The 16,304-nt window shown below is 39.9% G+C and carries 16 protein-coding genes and 3 pseudogenes; 12 read left to right on the top strand and 7 right to left on the bottom strand.

Annotation, left to right across the window (positions count from 1 at the left end; all coding sequences use genetic code 11):
- From FGQ53_RS08745 to FGQ53_RS08700, 10 genes and pseudogenes are all read left to right on the top strand, one after another.
- On the top strand, window positions 1-239 hold a 239-nt coding region (locus tag FGQ53_RS08745; RefSeq protein WP_138337879.1), incomplete at its 5' end, for a transposase family protein.
- A gap of 15 nt (window positions 240-254) precedes the next feature.
- Window positions 255-1,010, top strand: a pseudogene (locus FGQ53_RS08740) (peptidase M50); the annotation flags it as partial.
- A 268-nt stretch (window positions 1,011-1,278) separates the two neighbouring features.
- Window positions 1,279-2,313, top strand: coding sequence for an ATP-binding protein (locus tag FGQ53_RS08735; RefSeq protein ID WP_138337876.1), 1,035 nt, complete (start codon window positions 1,279-1,281; stop codon window positions 2,311-2,313).
- A 1-nt stretch (window position 2,314) separates the two neighbouring features.
- Entirely contained in the window at window positions 2,315-4,558 is a 2,244-nt protein-coding gene (locus FGQ53_RS08730) for a S8 family peptidase (protein ID WP_138337873.1), read from the top strand.
- Window positions 4,559-4,608: 50 nt separating this feature from the next.
- A pseudogene (locus FGQ53_RS08725) lies at window positions 4,609-5,628 on the top strand (AbiH family protein).
- A 12-nt stretch (window positions 5,629-5,640) separates the two neighbouring features.
- Window positions 5,641-6,591 (top strand): 50S ribosomal protein L11 methyltransferase, encoded by a 951-nt coding sequence (prmA, locus tag FGQ53_RS08720; protein ID WP_138337870.1) that lies wholly within the window; start codon window positions 5,641-5,643, stop codon window positions 6,589-6,591.
- 1 nt (window position 6,592) lies between these two features.
- On the top strand, window positions 6,593-7,336 hold the full coding sequence (locus FGQ53_RS08715) for a 16S rRNA (uracil(1498)-N(3))-methyltransferase (RefSeq protein ID WP_138337868.1): 744 nt from the start codon (window positions 6,593-6,595) through the stop codon (window positions 7,334-7,336).
- Window positions 7,337-7,346: 10 nt separating this feature from the next.
- Complete coding sequence (gene pepF, locus FGQ53_RS08710; protein WP_138337865.1) at window positions 7,347-9,143, top strand: oligoendopeptidase F; 1,797 nt, start codon at window positions 7,347-7,349, stop codon at window positions 9,141-9,143.
- Window positions 9,144-9,389: 246 nt separating this feature from the next.
- Window positions 9,390-10,181: pseudogene (locus tag FGQ53_RS08705) on the top strand (DUF2785 domain-containing protein).
- A gap of 109 nt (window positions 10,182-10,290) precedes the next feature.
- A complete protein-coding gene (locus FGQ53_RS08700) occupies window positions 10,291-10,959 on the top strand; it encodes an MIP/aquaporin family protein (protein ID WP_138337863.1) in 669 nt (222 codons plus the stop codon).
- Between the two features lie 217 nt (window positions 10,960-11,176).
- Here FGQ53_RS08700 and queF read toward each other — a convergent pair whose 3' ends face one another.
- The 7 genes from queF to FGQ53_RS08665 form a co-directional block, all read right to left on the bottom strand.
- Window positions 11,177-11,668 carry a preQ(1) synthase gene (gene queF, locus FGQ53_RS08695; protein WP_000082584.1) on the bottom strand — a complete coding sequence of 164 codons (492 nt, stop codon included), beginning with the start codon at window positions 11,666-11,668 and terminating at the stop codon, window positions 11,177-11,179.
- An 18-nt stretch (window positions 11,669-11,686) separates the two neighbouring features.
- A complete protein-coding gene (queE, locus tag FGQ53_RS08690; RefSeq protein ID WP_138337860.1) occupies window positions 11,687-12,403 on the bottom strand; it encodes a 7-carboxy-7-deazaguanine synthase QueE in 717 nt (238 codons plus the stop codon).
- Window positions 12,396-12,839: a 6-carboxytetrahydropterin synthase QueD gene (queD, locus tag FGQ53_RS08685; RefSeq protein ID WP_138337858.1), complete on the bottom strand. Its 444-nt coding sequence runs from the start codon at window positions 12,837-12,839 to the stop codon at window positions 12,396-12,398. Before queD ends, queE begins: the two co-directional genes overlap by 8 nt.
- Window positions 12,839-13,492 (bottom strand): 7-cyano-7-deazaguanine synthase QueC, encoded by a 654-nt coding sequence (gene queC / locus FGQ53_RS08680; protein ID WP_138337855.1) that lies wholly within the window; start codon window positions 13,490-13,492, stop codon window positions 12,839-12,841. The genes queD and queC overlap by 1 nt, the downstream gene beginning before the upstream one ends.
- Window positions 13,493-13,694: 202 nt before the next feature.
- Window positions 13,695-14,009, bottom strand: a complete 315-nt coding sequence (gene trxA / locus FGQ53_RS08675) for a thioredoxin (RefSeq protein ID WP_138337852.1) — start codon at window positions 14,007-14,009, stop codon at window positions 13,695-13,697.
- A gap of 15 nt (window positions 14,010-14,024) precedes the next feature.
- Window positions 14,025-14,246, bottom strand: coding sequence for a DUF4649 family protein (locus FGQ53_RS08670; RefSeq protein ID WP_000570267.1), 222 nt, complete (start codon window positions 14,244-14,246; stop codon window positions 14,025-14,027).
- Window positions 14,247-14,344: 98 nt separating this feature from the next.
- Window positions 14,345-14,725: a MarR family winged helix-turn-helix transcriptional regulator gene (locus FGQ53_RS08665; protein ID WP_171019122.1), complete on the bottom strand. Its 381-nt coding sequence runs from the start codon at window positions 14,723-14,725 to the stop codon at window positions 14,345-14,347.
- A 282-nt stretch (window positions 14,726-15,007) separates the two neighbouring features.
- On the opposite strand from FGQ53_RS08665, the gene FGQ53_RS08660 reads away from it, so the two are divergent.
- Both FGQ53_RS08660 and FGQ53_RS08655 read left to right on the top strand, forming a co-directional pair.
- Window positions 15,008-15,382: a CidA/LrgA family protein gene (locus tag FGQ53_RS08660; protein ID WP_000781325.1), complete on the top strand. Its 375-nt coding sequence runs from the start codon at window positions 15,008-15,010 to the stop codon at window positions 15,380-15,382.
- Window positions 15,379-16,074, top strand: coding sequence for an LrgB family protein (locus FGQ53_RS08655; protein WP_138337847.1), 696 nt, complete (start codon window positions 15,379-15,381; stop codon window positions 16,072-16,074). Before FGQ53_RS08660 ends, FGQ53_RS08655 begins: the two co-directional genes overlap by 4 nt.
- Window positions 16,075-16,304 lie beyond the last annotated feature (230 nt).

Genomic DNA, 16,304 nt, shown 5'->3' with positions numbered 1-16,304 from the left:
GCATCTTGAAATTTCACGAAAATACCTTTATTCCTGCTAAGCGTTCTAAACATCACCCCTTAACCCAAGAAGATAAGCAGTTGAATAGCGAGATATCTAAAATGCGTATTGAAGTTGAGCACTTTAATGCCAAATTTAAAACCTTTCAAATCATGGCACAGCCTTATCGTAATCGTAGAAAACGATTTGAATTAAGAGCTGAGTTGATTTGTGGCATCATCAACCACGAGATAATGTAGTTACCGAACAAGTCTATTGGATTGAAAGAAGATGAAAGCGATCAAAGAATCATCCTGATGCTTTCAGGAGGTTTGCTGGTTCATCTCGGCTTGATGTTATTGGCGATATTGTTTGGATTTTTGACAAGAAGCTGGTATTTTGCAGGCACTTGGATTTTTCTTAATTTGTCTTTCTTCCTAAACAACGTCTTGCCAGTCGGGATCACCGATGGAGCGAAAATTTGGGAATTGCTACAACACCCTGAAAATACCCAATACGCCTACCTGATATTGAGGCATTCTGCCCAGACCTTGCTAGCTCCTCAAGAATATGATTTGAAAGACTTTATCATGCCTGTTCCTGAGTATGCGAGTGGGAGCTTTGCAGAAAGTATTCAAACTCTTGAGGGAGTGGTATTCATATTGGATGATCATATAGAGCTTGCAAAGCAACAGTTTCGGTCTGTGCTAGAGAAAACAGATAATCCAATGTCTAAAACTATTTCTCAATTATACCTTCTTCAAGTTGCTCTGATGGAAGGAGATAATAAGAAAGCGGAAGAATATGCAAGCATTCGAGGAGTCAAATCCTTTTTATCTATAAAAACAGCAGATATACAGGTCATTCAAGCTTGGTATCAATTTAAGGTAAAGAAAGATGGAGTTCAAACTCACAAGACTATGAAGATTGCTAGACAGAAAATGAATAGCAGCCGGATGTTACGGGATGAGAAAAGCTATTATCAAAATTGGTTAGCCGAGCTGGAAAAGGAATTAACTGAAGGAGTCTGATATGGAAATAGAAATTTCTGATTTCACAGGCTGCAAGATTGCTTTGTTTTGTGGGGATAAGCTCTTGACTATCTTACGCGATGATAAGGCAAGCATTCCTTGACCCAATATGTGGGAATTGCCAGGTGGTGGAAAGAGTGTCAGGGAAAATCTGATATAGTTTTGCATTACAAGAATATCCTTTCAAGGTTATTCTTTTTTATTTTGTCCCAAAATAATTGATTTTGTCCCAAAAATATAGTATTATTTGTGTAAGGAGGAATGAATCATGAAAAAATCGGATGTTCTTGATTTAATAAAGTATCATTATGAGGGCAGAGAGACAGAATTTAGAAATCAATCCATAGCAATTGCTCGGAACTTCAATAAACATGGTGATACACAATTAGCACAATATATTATGGGGTTAATGTCTCAAAGTGATAGATTCATGCCACAAATAGAAAATCCTAGTGAGTATTTGACTCCTGCTAAACTAGATATTGGTCCTCTCCCATTGCCTCTTTCAATTATGAATGATTTAAAAGGAATAATAAACGCTGTTAATCATCATATTGGAATAAATAAATTTTTATTTGTGGGATCTCCAGGTACTGGAAAAACTGAAAGTGTAAAGCAGGTGGCTAGACTTATTGGCAAGGAATTACTTGTAGTAGATTTCAGTCACTTAGTAGATAGTAAGCTGGGACAAACAGTCAAAAACTTAGCAACTCTTTTTAATGAAATCAATAATCTTCCTTTCAAGCAAAATTATATCATCCTATTTGATGAAATTGATTCCATAGTACTGGATAGGGTTAATCAGAATGATTTAAGAGAAATGGGACGAGTGACTTCTGCCTTTTTAAAGGAGTTGGATAGACTATCACCAGAAATTGTATTAATTGCAACAACAAATCTTTTTGAAAATCTTGATAAAGCAGTTACGAGAAGATTCGATGCCATAATTGACTTTGACCGTTATACTGATGAAGATAAAGTAGAAGTAGCTACTATTATTTTAAATGAGTTATTAAAGCAATTTAAGAATGTAGCTAGAGATTTAAAATTATTTAAAAAAATTATCAATAGTGCCAATGTAATACCGAATCCTGGTGATTTGAGAAATGCAATAAGAACGTCATTGGCATTTAGTGATCCATCAGATCCGCATGATTACCAAAAACGCCTGCTAAGAAGTTTGCATAATGGTAGAAATTTATCTATTTCTAAATTATCGAAGCTAGGTTTTACTGTTAGAGAAATTGAGATTTTGACAGGTGTTTCTAAGAGTAGTGTATCACGAGAGTTAAGCGAGGATTAAAATGAATACATTATTGACATTACGAGGTAAAAGTTTTACACCAAAGTCAGCAAAGGGGAGAGGATCGATAACGATTCCCGCAGATTCTATTGTTACGTTAAACCATTTAAATGAACTTTATACATCCCTTGAACGAGTAAAAGAATATTGGTCTAATAACACAATCGTTGATGGAGTACTTGTCAGTGTGTATTATAATCGTGTCCTAGCTAAGAGCAATCGTATCGATGGTTTTTTTAATGTGGGTGGCGGAAATGCAATTCCAAATGAAACGATTGTGGGTGCAAAATTTAGTAATGATAAGAGTAATCATATTATTACACACTACATTTCAAAGGAAGTGTTAGATAAGACAATTGAGCATACTAAAAAAGTTATAACAATATTCAAAGATTATTTTACTAGTGCTCCCATGACGAGTATGGTGTTCTCCGACTCTTCAAAATTTAATCAAATTGATTATTCTAAGTATGGTCTGTCGAAATCAAAATTCAAACAATACTTAAGAGACGCTTGCTTTGTCAAAGGATTTGGTATTGAACAGGCAGATATGTCTACTATACGTAATTCTATTGTAACAATCTACGATGTAAAAACTAATCTCTTAACATTACTTAAACAACTTGATATTGATGTTTCAGAAGCTAACATCATGGACCAGACAACTGTTTTACTTGACGAAAAAAATATTGAGTTACTACTGCTAAAAGCACCTTATCTAGTATCAATGATAGTAGAAGATTTTTCTAGCCTGTCACCAGAGAATTTTTATAATGATGGGAACACTTTTTATAATAATCTCCCTTTTCCAACTAATGAACCTATTATTGGTGTCATCGATACGTTGTTTGATGATAGAGTTTATTTCAATGAGTGGGTAGAGTATCATGATTTAATTTCACCAGATATTAGCAAAGGAAGTCAAGACTATAAGCACGGTACAGCAGTTTCCTCGGTAATAGTAGATGGAGCTAGTTTGAATCCAAAACTAGATGACGGATGTGGAAGATTTAGAGTCAGACATTTTGGGATATCTTTACAGAGTGGTTTCAACTCCTTCACAATTATCAAACAGATTAGAGAAATTGTATCTCAAAATCCTGATATTAAGGTTTGGAACCTTTCACTTGGATCAAATGATGAAATTAGGGAAAACTTTATTTCTGTCGAGGGTTCGTTGTTAGACGAGATTCAATTTGATAACGATGTAATTTTTATTATTGCAGGCACTAATGGGATTGCCCCTGATGGACAACGAAAAAAGATTGGAGCACCAGCAGATTCACTCAATTCAATTATTGTAAATTCTGTTGATTTTAGCAATCAAGTCGTTTCTTATTCACGCGAAGGAGTTGTCCTGTCTTTCTTTATCAAACCTGATGTTTCATACTATGGCGGGGGGAACGGAGACTTCATAAATGTTTGTGAACCACTAGGGCTGGCTCGAGTAGCTGGGACCAGTTTTGCGGCTCCATTTATTGCTAGAAAAATGGCTTACCTCATTCATATTATGGGATTAAGTCGTGAAGAAGCAAAGGCTTTATTAATTGATTCAGCGATACCATGGAATGATAAAAAAACATTCGCAGACATTTCTTTACTTGGATATGGGGTTGTGCCAATCAAAATAGAAGATATTTTGTCTACACCTGATGATGAAATTAAATTTATAGTCTCAGATGTTTCTAGAGCATATGAAACTTATAATTATGATTTCCCAGTTCCAATTTCTAAAGAACACTATCCATATGTAGCAAAGGCCACTATGTGCTATTTTCCAAAGTGTTCTAGAAATCAAGGAGTTGACTATACTAATACGGAAATGCAACTTAGTTTGGGAGTTTTAGATAAGAAAGGCATTAAAACAATTAATAACGACAATCAATATTCTGAAAATGCACCAGGATATGTGAGAGAAAAGTCGGCACGAAATGTTTTTAGGAAATGGGATAATGTCAAACATTTAGGAGAAAAATTTTCTTCTCGTAAAAAAGCTAAGCCGATTCTGAATCCTTCTAATCCTCAATGGGGAATGAGTGTAAAAACAATTGAACGGTTAAAAAATGGTGATGGTTATGGTATTCGTTTTGGAGTAGTTGTTACTCTAAAGGAGTTGAATGGTGTCAATAGAATCGAAGATTTTATTCAACAAGCCGAATTACGCGGTTGGCTAGTTAATAGATTGCAGGTAGAAGCTCAAGTAGACCTCTTTAATAGTTTAAATGAAGAAATTGAATTTGAATAGTGGATATTTTATCCTTATTCTAGATTTTAGGAACACAAGAGGGCAAAGATATGAATATTACTTATATAGTTGGAAATGGTTTGGATTTGCAATATGGTTTGAAAACAAGATATAAAGATTTCTATGAATTTCAAAATAGGGCTTACATAAGTAGGAAAGAGAACGAGGAAGAATATTCAAATTTCATTTATGAGTCTCTATTTTCTGATAAAGTAAATGATTATGAAAATTGGTCAGATTTTGAATTGTCAATTGGTAAATTGACAAAAGATAACGACCTCATCTCCTTAAGTATAGAAATGAGGGAGAAATTTATAGATGATTTTAGTGAAGTAATTGACGATTTAAGAGACTATCTACGCATATAACAAGAAAAGAATCTTGAGAAAGGCAATGTAATTGATTTTGTAAGTACTCTAAATAATATGAAGAAATCTCTCCCTGCAATCAATCAGCCTGTTATCGATAAAAAATATAATGAAAATCCATATCAACATGACATTGTAAATATATTAACCCTTAATTACACAAATGTCATAGATGAATTATATAATGGGTCAGCAAAATCATTCAGCAATCAATTACGAACTAATAATTATAAATTTCACATTGCGCCTCCAATTCATGCACATGGAACGGTAGATATTTGCACAGTTTTAGGAGTTAGTGACGAGACACAGATTTCAAATAGTTTTGATGAAGAACAAAAAGAATTCTTAATAAAAAATTTAGTTTTGAAGAACTATAGAGAAAATATGGATGTTAAAAATAGCGATATTATAAAAAATTCTGACATCATAATTCTTTATGGGGTTTCTTTGGGAGAGACTGATGGGTATATCTGGAATCAGATTGCTGAACAATCAATCAGAAGTTCTGTTCCTGTCATAATTTACCATTACGTACCTCATTTTGATGCGGGAAACCCCACTAGAGTAAAACGCTTATATAGAAATGTAGAAGACAAATTCATACAGAATAGTGGTATTGACTTAGAGTTAGAGAAGAAATTAAGAGATAATCTTATTATTGTTATTGGAAAGACTATTTTTAACCTGATGGAAAGGTAAGTACAATATAAAATGGAAACATGGCAAGAGTTAAAAGTTACAGTGAAGCGTGAGGGCGAGGAGCTGGTCTCCAATCTCTTGATTGAGTTAGGTGCCCAAGGTGTTGCGATTGAAGACAGTATGGACTATGTGGGGAATGTCGACCGTTTTGGTGAGATCTTCCCAGAGGTTGAGCAACAAGAAGAAATCGTAGTGACAGCCTACTACCCTGATACGGTTGATATAGCAACGGTTGAGGCAGATTTGCAGGCTCGTCTCGCGGAACTAACTGATTTTATGGATTTGGGAGATGTCAAGATGGGTACAACAGCCTTGGCTGAGGAAGACTGGGCTGACAACTGGAAGAAATACTATGAACCAGCTCGTATCACTCATGATTTGACCATCGTGCCGTCGTGGACGGACTATGAGGCGACGGCTGGAGAAAAGATTATCAAGCTGGATCCTGGTATGGTCTTTGGGACTGGAACGCATCCAACGACCAAGATGAGCCTTTTTGCTTTGGAGCAGGTTCTTCGTGGTGGTGAAACGGTGCTTGATGTAGGAACTGGTTCAGGTGTCCTCTCCATTGCTAGCTCTCTGCTTGGTGCCAAGGAAATTTTCGCCTACGACCTAGATGATGTGGCGGTTCGTGTCGCTCAGGAAAATATTGAGCTCAATCCTGGCATGGAAAATATCCATGTAGCGGCAGGAGATTTGCTTAAGGGGGTTGAGATTGAGGCAGATGTCATCGTAGCTAATATCTTAGCGGATATTCTCATTCATCTGACGGACGATGCTTATCGCTTGGTCAAGGATGAAGGCTACCTGATCATGAGTGGGATTATCAAGGACAAGTGGGACATGGTGCGCGAGTCGGCTGAGTCAGCTGGATTTTTCCTTGAAACCCACATGATGCAAGGGGAATGGAATGCCTGTGTCTTTAAGAAGACCAAGGATATTTCAGGTGTGATTGGAGGCTAGCATGCAACAGTATTTTGTAAAAGGCAGTGCTGTCTCTCCTGTTACCATTGAGGACAAGGAAACCAGCAAGCACATGTTTCAGGTTATGCGCCTGAAGGAAGATGATGAAGTGACCTTGGTCTTTGATGATGGCATTAAGCGTTTGGCGCGTGTGCTGGATGTGGAAGCCCGTCAGTTTGAATTAGTAGAAGAACTAGATGACAATGTGGAACTGCCCGTTCGAGTGACAATTGCATCTGGATTTCCCAAGGGGGACAAGCTGGAGTTTATCACTCAAAAAGTAACCGAACTGGGTGCCAGACAGATTTGGGCCTTTCCTGCCGATAGGTCCGTTGCTAAGTGGGATGGCAAGAAATTGTGTAAAAAGGTTGAAAAACTAGAAAAAATTGCCCTTGGAGCAGCAGAACAAAGTAAACGTAATATTGTTCCAAGTATTCAGCTTTTCGAGAAAAAAGCAGATTTTTTAGCTCAACTGGACCAGTTTGACTCTATCGTAGTGGCCTATGAAGAATCAGCAAAAGAAGGAGAAGCTGCTGCGCTTCTGCAAGCAGTCTCTGGTCTTGAAAAAGGAGCCAAATTGCTCTTTATCTTTGGTCCAGAAGGCGGTCTCTCAGCAGCAGAAATTGAAAGTTTTGAAGCTAAAGGAGCAATCTTGGCAGGGCTTGGACCTCGTATTTTACGAGCAGAAACAGCGCCGCTTTACGCCTTATCAGCCCTTAGTGTTTTATTAGAATTAGAGAAATAAGAGGAAGAAAATGGAACAAAAACACCGTTCAGAATTTCCAGAGAAGGAACTTTGGGATTTAACTGCCCTATATCAAGACCGTGAGGATTTCTTGCGTGCAATTGAAAAAGCTCGCGAAGATATCAACCAATTTAGCCGTGACTACAAGGGCAATCTTCACACTTTTGAAGATTTCGAGAAGGCCTTTGCGGAATTGGAACAAATCTATATCCAGATGAGTCATATCGGCAATTATTCCTTTATGCCTCAGACGACAGACTATAGCAATGAAGAATTTGCTAATATTGCCCAAGCTGGGATGGAATTTGAAACAGATGCCAGTGTAGCCTTGACTTTCTTTGACGATGCCTTAGTCGCTGCAGATGAGGAAGTCTTGGATCGTTTGGGTGAACTACCCCACTTGACGGCAGCCATTCGTCAAGATAAAATCAAAAAAGCCCACTATCTAGGGGCGGATGTGGAGAAAGCTTTGACCAATCTTGGTGAAGTTTTCTATAGTCCACAGGACATTTATACTAAGATGCGTGCTGGGGATTTTGAAATGGCTGACTTTGAAGCCAATGGCAAGACCTATAAAAACAGCTTTGTTACCTATGAAAATTTCTACCAAAACCACGAGGATGCTGAAGTCCGTGAGAAATCCTTCCGTTCTTTCTCAGAAGGACTTCGTAAGCACCAAAATACATCTGCGGCAGCCTATCTTGCTCAGGTCAAGTCAGAAAAACTATTGGCAGATATGAAGGGATACGACTCCGTCTTTGATTATCTTCTGGCTGAGCAAGAAGTGGACCGTGCCATGTTTGACCGCCAGATTGACCTCATCATGAAGGATTTTGCGCCAGTTGCCCAGAGATACCTCAAGCATGTTGCCAAGGTCAATGGTCTTGAAAAGATGACCTTTGCAGACTGGAAATTGGACTTGGACAGCGCCCTGAATCCTGAAGTGACTATTGAGGACGCCTATGATTTGGTCATGAAGTCGGTAGAGCCTTTGGGACAAGAATATTGTCAGGAAGTTGCTCGCTATCAAGAAGAGCGCTGGGTGGACTTCGCTGCCAATAGTGGCAAGGATTCTGGTGGTTATGCGGCGGATCCATATCGCGTACACCCTTATGTCCTCATGAGCTGGACAGGTCGTTTGAGTGATGTCTATACCTTGATTCATGAAATCGGACATTCTGGTCAGTTTATCTTTTCAGATAATCACCAAAGTTACTTCAATGCTCATATGTCGACCTACTATGTTGAAGCGCCATCAACTTTCAATGAATTGCTTCTTAGTGACTACTTGGAGCTCCAATCTGACGACCCACGTCAAAAACGCTTCGCTCTGGCTCATCGCTTGACAGACACCTACTTCCATAATTTCATCACCCACCTCTTGGAAGCAGCCTTCCAGCGTAAGGTTTATACATTGATTGAAGAAGGGGAGACCTTTGGAGCAAGCAAGCTTAACAGCATTATGAAGGAAGTCTTGACGGATTTTTGGGGAGATGCTATTGAAATTGACGACGATGCGGCACTCACTTGGATGCGCCAAGCTCACTACTACATGGGCTTGTATAGCTACACTTACTCAGCTGGACTTGTTATTTCGACTGCGGGTTACCTTCATTTGAAACATTCAGAAACTGGAGCTGAAGATTGGCTCAATCTTCTTAAATCAGGTGGTAGTAAGACACCGCTTGAGTCAGCTATGATTATCGGAGCGGATATCTCAACGGACAAACCACTCCGTGATACCATCCAGTTCTTGTCAGAAACCGTTGACCAGATTATCGCCTATAGTGCCCAGTTGGGAGAGTAGGGGAATAGAAGGGTTGTTCTAGAATGATGTTCATGGGCTTGTTAAGCGTCATTATACTTAGCTTAGCTGTAGCTGTTTTCAAACATACCGTTGAAGGTCGTGATGTTAAATTTGAACTTGCTGTAGAGTTGATATTGATAGTTATTTACTTCATTTTTTATCAGATTGTATTTAATTGAGAATTCAATATTAAGTCATTTAAGGCTGGCTTTTTGAACAGTTGCTAGAAATATAGAGGTATTGCCCATGTATCAAAAGTTACTTAGAAAAATAGCAGAAGAAAAACCAAGTTATCATCAGGAAGAAATCCAGTGGTTGCTTGATCATTTGGGAGATCCTTCTCCAGAAATTCGCGATGACCTTGTTTTTACAAGCTTTGCTAGAGGAATTCAGGAAGAGCTATTTACACAGGAACAATTTCATTTCATTGCTGAAGGGGTTTCATCGGATGGAGGGATAGATAAAGAGATTGATAAGGTAGGTCTGCCAACACTTGAACGTTCTTTTAGGGCGCTTATTTATGCCAATCTTTTGTCTGCAGATGGTACTAAGGAATCACTTTATTACCAGCAGTTGTCTTCTCCTATCAGGGTTACCATGCTAAATCAAGGCTTACACTATCTTACAAAGGAAAAAGAGACGACGGGTTACTCTCATCAGTTTGGGTGGATCCACGCATTTGCGCATGGGGCTGATCTCTTGACGGAAGTTATATGCCATCCTAGCTTTCCAAAGTCAGATATAGCCGAAGCATTTGAAATCATTGGGAAAATCTTTAAACGTGTTGAGATTCGTTTTACAAATGATGAAGATTGGCGTTTAGCCAGAGTACTTTATGAACCGATTTTACAAGGGAAGTTGGAGCAAGAGCAAGTAGCTTCTTGGATAAAAACTGTTGATTTTCCGATAGAAGAAAGAGAAGATTTTTACAAATTTTCCAACTTTAGATCCTGTCTGTTGGAAGTCTATATCTAACTTGACCAGAGAAATAGTATACAAGATGCCTTGAAAGAAGCTATTCAATCTTTTCAGTACTAAGTTCAAGCGAGTCGTTTCATGATTTTCAAATAACTTTCCAGTCAATTTTCTTGAAACCCTTTCCTTCTTTTGATAGACTAATACATAGTTTGAAAAAAGGAGACTTATCATGAAAAAATTTGTTGCTGAATTAATCGGTACATTTATGCTTGTGTTCATCGGAACAGGAGCTGTTGTTTTTGGAAATGGTCTTGATGGCCTTGGACACCTTGGAATTGCTTTTGCCTTTGGTCTGGCAATCGTGGTGGCAGCTTACTCAATTGGGACGATTTCAGGGGCTCACTTGAACCCGGCGGTTTCGATCGCTATGTTTGTAAACAAACGTTTGTCATCTTCTGAGCTTGTAAACTACATCCTTGGACAAGTAGTTGGAGCTTTCCTTGCGTCAGCTGCAGTATTCTTCCTCTTGTCTAACTCAGGTATGTCGACCGCTAGTCTTGGTGAAAATTCCTTGGCAAACGGTGTCACTGTCTTTGGTGGATTCTTGTTTGAAGTCATCGCAACCTTCTTGTTTGTCCTAGTTATCATGACTGTAACATCAGCAAGCAAAGGTAATGGTGCAATCGCTGGTTTGGTCATTGGTTTGTCATTGACAGCCTTGATCCTTGTAGGCTTGAACATCACTGGACTTTCAGTAAATCCAGCTCGTAGCTTGGCGCCAGCTGTCTTTGTAGGTGGCGCAGCTCTTCAACAAGTTTGGATTTTCATCCTTGCCCCAATCGTTGGTGGTATTCTTGCAGCCCTTGTTGCGAAAAACTTTCTTGGAACAGAAGAATAGTTGAAACTCAAAAAGCCTTGCTCCTCAGTTTGAGGAACAGGGCTTTTTCGTATGATACTCTTCGAAAATCTCTTCAAACCACGTCAGCGTCCATCTGCAACCTCAAAACAGTGTTTTGAGCTGACTTCGTCAGTCTTATCTACGACCTCGAAGCAGTACTTTGAGCAACCTGCGGCTAGCTTCCTAGTTTGCTCTTTGATTTTCATTGAGTATGAGTTTAGCGGTTGTCAATTTTCTCTGGATAAAGGTCGTGTTGGAAGAGGCGTTGTTCTGCCAAGCCTTCATACTTAGTTCCAGGTTTACCATAGTTGTAGTAAGGGTCAATTGAAATGCCGCCGCGCGGAGTGAATTTTCCCCAGACTTCTAAATAGCGAGGGTCTAGCAAGTTGACCAAGTCTTTCCCGATAGTGTTGATACAGTTTTCATGAAAATCTCCATGATTTCGATAGCTAAAGAGGTAGAGTTTGAGGGATTTTGACTCGACACAGAGCTTGTCAGGAATGTAGGAAATATAAATGGTCGCAAAGTCTGGCTGAGCAGTGATTGGGCACAGAGAGGTAAATTCAGGACAGTTGAATTTGATAAAATAGTCATTTTCCACATGACGATTGTCAAAAGATTCGAGGACATCTGGTTGATACTCGAAGATGTAGTTGGTTTCTTTGTTGCCCAGTAGGCTTAGATTTTTCATTTCTTCTTGTTGTGACATGATTTTTTCTTTCTAATCTTAAACACCACGTTGGTTGTCGTAGAGGAGGGTATGAAGTTGAGGAAGGACGCGGACATTGCCCCAGCTATCGTCAGCAGCGACGCGTTCCCAGAGTTCTTTGAGGCGATCCAGTTGGTCTTGGACAATATTTCCTGTAGCCTTGGGCTCAGGATTTCCAGCCGATAAGAAGAGAACATCTGGTTGGTAACGTTCTTGAATGCCTTTAGCAAAGGCCAAATCGGCATCATCAAAGACAGGGATTTTAAAGGTGACTTTGTCAGGGTCCAGTTGGGAAACGATAAAGTCCAAGGTCTCAAAGTTGACTTCCGTCTTGGAGGAAGGAGGTTTGGGGCTCAGGGTGACCTGGTCGATGTCTTTTAACCAATTTTGCCAGCGGGAGCCTTGGGTCTCAACAGCCAGAGTGACACCGCGTTCCTTGAGCTTGGTGACGAGTTCAGCCATGTTGGCTGCTAGGATAGCAGGGTTTCCCCCAGACAGGGTAACGTAGTCGTAGCTCCCTAGCTTGTCTAATTCAGCAATGACTTCGTCAGCTGTCATACGAGTTGGTTTTTCAGAACCATCCCAAGTAAAGGCAGAATCGCACCAGTCGCAGTGGTAGTCGCAACCAGCAGTGCGGACAAACATGGTTTTCTGCCCAATAGCACGACCTTCGCCTTGAAAGGTTGGGCCGAAAATTTCCAGAACTGGTAGTTTGAGGACACGTTCCCTAGTCATCTAACCACTCCCGTCTAAACTCCGCAAAGGCAGTCGGAGTCTCATAGAGGCGAACGTATTCCAAACGGAGACTGCGCTCATCTGGCAACTCTTGACTCATGGTTTGGAAAATCCAGTAAACCATATTTTCAGCAGTCGTGTTCATATAAGGCAGGGTTTCATTGAGATAGCGATGATCCAAGTGAGGTTCTAAGTAGTTCTTGTAGATTGCTTTGATATCTCCGAAATCGTAGGTCATACCCCGTTCATCTAAAAATCCACTGATAGCAATCTGCAGATGATAAGTATGGCCGTGCAGGGACTTGCATTTTCCTTCATAGTGAAAGAGGTGGTGGGCAGCATAGAAGGTAAATTCTTTTGATACCAAGGTTCTGTGAGGATTGTAGACAAGAGACTCCCCAGTTTCCTGTTTGATTTCTTTGGGTGCAAAAAACATTAGCCCTCCCCTTTTTGTGAGAGATAAACATCTAAACCATGTTGACGTAAGTGACAGGCTGGACAATCACCGCAGCCACTTCCGATAATCCCATTGTAGCAGGTCAAGGTCTTTTCACGAACATAGTCAAAGGCACCGAGTTGGTCGGCTAATTCCCAAGTTTCAGCCTTGTCTAGCCACATGAGAGGTGTTTGGATAACGAAGTCGTAATCCATGGCAAGGTTGAGAGTAACATTGAGAGATTTGACAAAGACATCTCGACAATCAGGGTAGCCTGAGAAGTCTGTCTCGCAAACACCTGTCACGATGTCTTTAATACCACGTTGCTTGGCAAGAACTGCTGCAAAGGATAGAAAGAGGTGGTTGCGGCCGTCAACGAAGGTATTGGGAAGCTCTCCCTCTTTTTGCTCGATTTCCATATCAGAGGTCAGGGCATTTTCAGTGATTTGTCCTAGCAGAGACATATCGAGGATGTGATGACGAATACCTTGTTCCTTAGTGATTTCTTGGGCAACTTGAATTTCGAGATGATGGCGTTGGCCGTAGGCAAAGGTGACAGCTTCGACTGTTTCATAGTGTTCTTTAGCCCAAAAGAGGCAGGTTGTGGAATCTTGACCGCCACTAAAGACGACCAAGGCTGATTGACGTTTCATAGTACTCCTTCCAAAATGGAAAATGTTCAGAGCACGCAAAAAGCTCCCTTGAGGGGAGCTAAAAAATACCAAGTAGTGGTTTTTTTTAGCGATGGCATGTCCCAAACATCGTAATATTCTACCTACAGTCTAGCATATTTTTTGAAAAATGGCAAAGGGCAAGAAAAAAGAGACCAAATGAAGCACTTGGTCTCTAGTGTGATTAGCTCAATTCAGCAACGATTGCTTTGATTTGTTCTGCAGTGTGAACACCAGCAACTTGTTTCACAACTTGGCCGTTTTTTTTGAAGAGAAGAGTTGGGATAGACATGATTCCAAAAGCACGAGCTGTGTTTGGATTTTCATCCACGTCCATTTTAACGATTTTCAAGACATCTTCTGAAAGTTCTTCAGACAATTTATCCAAGATTGGACCTTGCATACGACATGGACCACACCAAGTTGCCCAGAAGTCTACCAAGACCAAACCGTCTTTTGTTTCATGTTCAAATGTTGCATCTGTAATTGCTTTTGCCATTGTATTTCTCCTTTTTTAGTTATATTGGCTTAAATCTTGTTTCATGAGATAGAAGAAGACATCTCCGTAAGTCCCATGGTAGTCCAAATCATGACCGTTATAGGTCAATTTTTGAACTGGGTAATAGTCTGCGACACCGATAAGGCAAGCTTGTTGAGAACGTTCAAAGTCTTGGTAAGACTCGAAAGTCATGGTTCTCTCTTGTTTGCTGGTGTCTAGATAGGTAATTTCGATCATATAAAACTCCTTTGTTCAATCATGACTTTATTGTACTCCTTGAAAAGAGGAATGTCAAGAAAAATGATTGCGCACGCAACTTTTTTAAAAAATACTCATTAAGGCAAGAAATCAAGACTGGTTTTCAATCTTTCTTCGACGGCCTTTTGTAGATAAGCCAGGGTTGTTTGTCCCTCGTCAGTCAGGCAGATAAAACTAGCCCGTCTATCCTGGTCGCAACATCTGCGACTAAGCAAGCCACAGTTTTTCTCTTCTAATCTAGCCACCATTCGAGAAACAGCGCTTGGGCTCAGATGAAGCTTATCTGGCAGGTCAATTTGTCGTAGAGACTTTTCTTGGGCCAAGTCCAGATAGTAGAGCAGGTAAAACTCTTTCAAGGTCAGACTTTGGTCACTCTGCTGCGCAATGGTCTCTTCCAAGAGACCTTCAATTTCTTTCTGACGACTATTGAAGTCAAACCATTTTTCCAAATAGGTCATAGTATCTCCTTTCTTTTTAGAGTCATAAATAGAAGAAAGTCCATTCACGGACAATCTCTGTATCACAAGATGATTGCGCATGCAATAATTATACTACTTTTAAATTAAGCTGGCAAGAAGGATGCTGAAATCTTTTATCCTACATCACACCTGTTTTTACAAATCTTCAAATGCCTGTATCCCCTTTCTTTTCAAACTTTCATCAACTCTTGTGTATTTGCTTGAAATTTTCTGAAAAAAGAGTAAACTGGTATGCAAGAAGTATATTTCGTGGAGTTTAGGATGAAATTATATGTTCAATTAATGATTCTCTTTGTGATTTCTCTAATCGGAGAGGGGATTTCCAGTTTCTTTCATTTGCCCATCCCGGGCAGTATTATCGGCTTGATTATTCTTTTTTTAGCCCTACAGTTTAAGTGGCTGAGAACTAGGCATGTCAACATGGTGGGGAATTTCTTGCTGGCCAATATGACCATTCTCTTTTTGCCGCCAGCAGTGGGAATCATGGAAAAGTTTGATGTGATTGCTCCCTATCTTTTGCCAATTGTTTTGATTGTCTTTTTTGCAGCAGTCATCAATATTATCCTCATAGCCTTGGTAGTTCAGTTCATCAAGAGACGGTTTGAGGGAGATTATGAGAAAGGAGATGCCAAATGAGTGAATTTGTTTCCAATCCCCTGTTTGGGCTTGCCCTGTCTATCCTAGCTTATCTAGTGGGAATGCTGATTTACAGGCGTTTTCCCCATCCATTGACAACGCCCTTGCTTTTGTCAGCTGTTTTCATTATCATCTTTCTAAAGGTGACGGGTATTTCTTACCAAGATTACTATCAAGGTGGGGTTTATCTAAATAACTTGATTGTCCCATCGACCGTGGCTTTAGGGATTCCGCTTTATAAGAGTTTTCACTTGATGAAGCACCATGCTCGCAGTATTCTCTTTGGTAGTTTGATAGCGGTAGTGGTTAATACCTCTTTCACAGCCCTTGTAGCTAAAATCTTTGGCATGGACTTTTTCCTAGCCATTTCTCTCTTTCCTAAGTCAGTGACAACCGCTATGGCAGTAGGAATTACAGAAAAATTGCAAGGCTTGACCACCGTAACCTTGGTCGTCGTAGTGGCAACTGGGATTTTAACCAGTGTGATCGGACCAACCCTTTTGAAGTGGTTGAAAATTGACGATCCAGTAGCTGTTGGTCTTTCTCTTGGAGGAACAGGCCACGCAGTCGGAACAGGAACAGCCTTTCGATACGGCTCTGTAGCAGGAGCCATGGGTGGCTTGGCTATCGGTGTCACCGGTATTCTCTACGTCTTTGTTAGTCCCATTGTAGCCAGTTTGATATTGAGTTAATACTCTTCGAAAATCTCTTCAAACCGCGTCAACGTCGCCTTGCCATAGGTATGGTTACTGACTTCGTCAGTTTTGTCTACAACCTCAAAACAGTGTTTTGAGCAACCTGCGGCTAGTTTTCTAGTTTGCTCTTTGATTTTCATTGAGTATAAAAAGAGGTTGGGCAAAAACTAGCTTCTAAATAAAACCACACAGTGATTCCAGTCTTGAATATAATCAAGCTGAAAGAA

Origin of the sequence: Streptococcus mitis (assembly GCF_005844455.1) — a bacterium.
Classification (GTDB): Bacteria; Bacillota; Bacilli; order Lactobacillales; family Streptococcaceae; genus Streptococcus; species Streptococcus mitis_BF.
This window is presented reverse-complemented; position numbering and strand designations above follow the sequence as displayed.

Coding starts and splice junctions, on each gene's coding strand:
- FGQ53_RS08735 (WP_138337876.1), top strand. CDS start 1,279: ATGAAAAAATCGGATGTTCTTGATTTAATAAAGTATCATTATGAGGGC.
- FGQ53_RS08730 (WP_138337873.1), top strand. CDS start 2,315: ATGAATACATTATTGACATTACGAGGTAAAAGTTTTACACCAAAGTCA.
- prmA (WP_138337870.1), top strand. CDS start 5,641: ATGGAAACATGGCAAGAGTTAAAAGTTACAGTGAAGCGTGAGGGCGAG.
- FGQ53_RS08715 (WP_138337868.1), top strand. CDS start 6,593: ATGCAACAGTATTTTGTAAAAGGCAGTGCTGTCTCTCCTGTTACCATT.
- pepF (WP_138337865.1), top strand. CDS start 7,347: ATGGAACAAAAACACCGTTCAGAATTTCCAGAGAAGGAACTTTGGGAT.
- FGQ53_RS08700 (WP_138337863.1), top strand. CDS start 10,291: ATGAAAAAATTTGTTGCTGAATTAATCGGTACATTTATGCTTGTGTTC.
- queF (WP_000082584.1), bottom strand. CDS start 11,668: ATGTCACAACAAGAAGAAATGAAAAATCTAAGCCTACTGGGCAACAAA.
- queE (WP_138337860.1), bottom strand. CDS start 12,403: ATGACTAGGGAACGTGTCCTCAAACTACCAGTTCTGGAAATTTTCGGC.
- queD (WP_138337858.1), bottom strand. CDS start 12,839: ATGTTTTTTGCACCCAAAGAAATCAAACAGGAAACTGGGGAGTCTCTT.
- queC (WP_138337855.1), bottom strand. CDS start 13,492: ATGAAACGTCAATCAGCCTTGGTCGTCTTTAGTGGCGGTCAAGATTCC.
- trxA (WP_138337852.1), bottom strand. CDS start 14,009: ATGGCAAAAGCAATTACAGATGCAACATTTGAACATGAAACAAAAGAC.
- FGQ53_RS08670 (WP_000570267.1), bottom strand. CDS start 14,246: ATGATCGAAATTACCTATCTAGACACCAGCAAACAAGAGAGAACCATG.
- FGQ53_RS08665 (WP_171019122.1), bottom strand. CDS start 14,725: ATGACCTATTTGGAAAAATGGTTTGACTTCAATAGTCGTCAGAAAGAA.
- FGQ53_RS08660 (WP_000781325.1), top strand. CDS start 15,008: ATGAAATTATATGTTCAATTAATGATTCTCTTTGTGATTTCTCTAATC.
- FGQ53_RS08655 (WP_138337847.1), top strand. CDS start 15,379: ATGAGTGAATTTGTTTCCAATCCCCTGTTTGGGCTTGCCCTGTCTATC.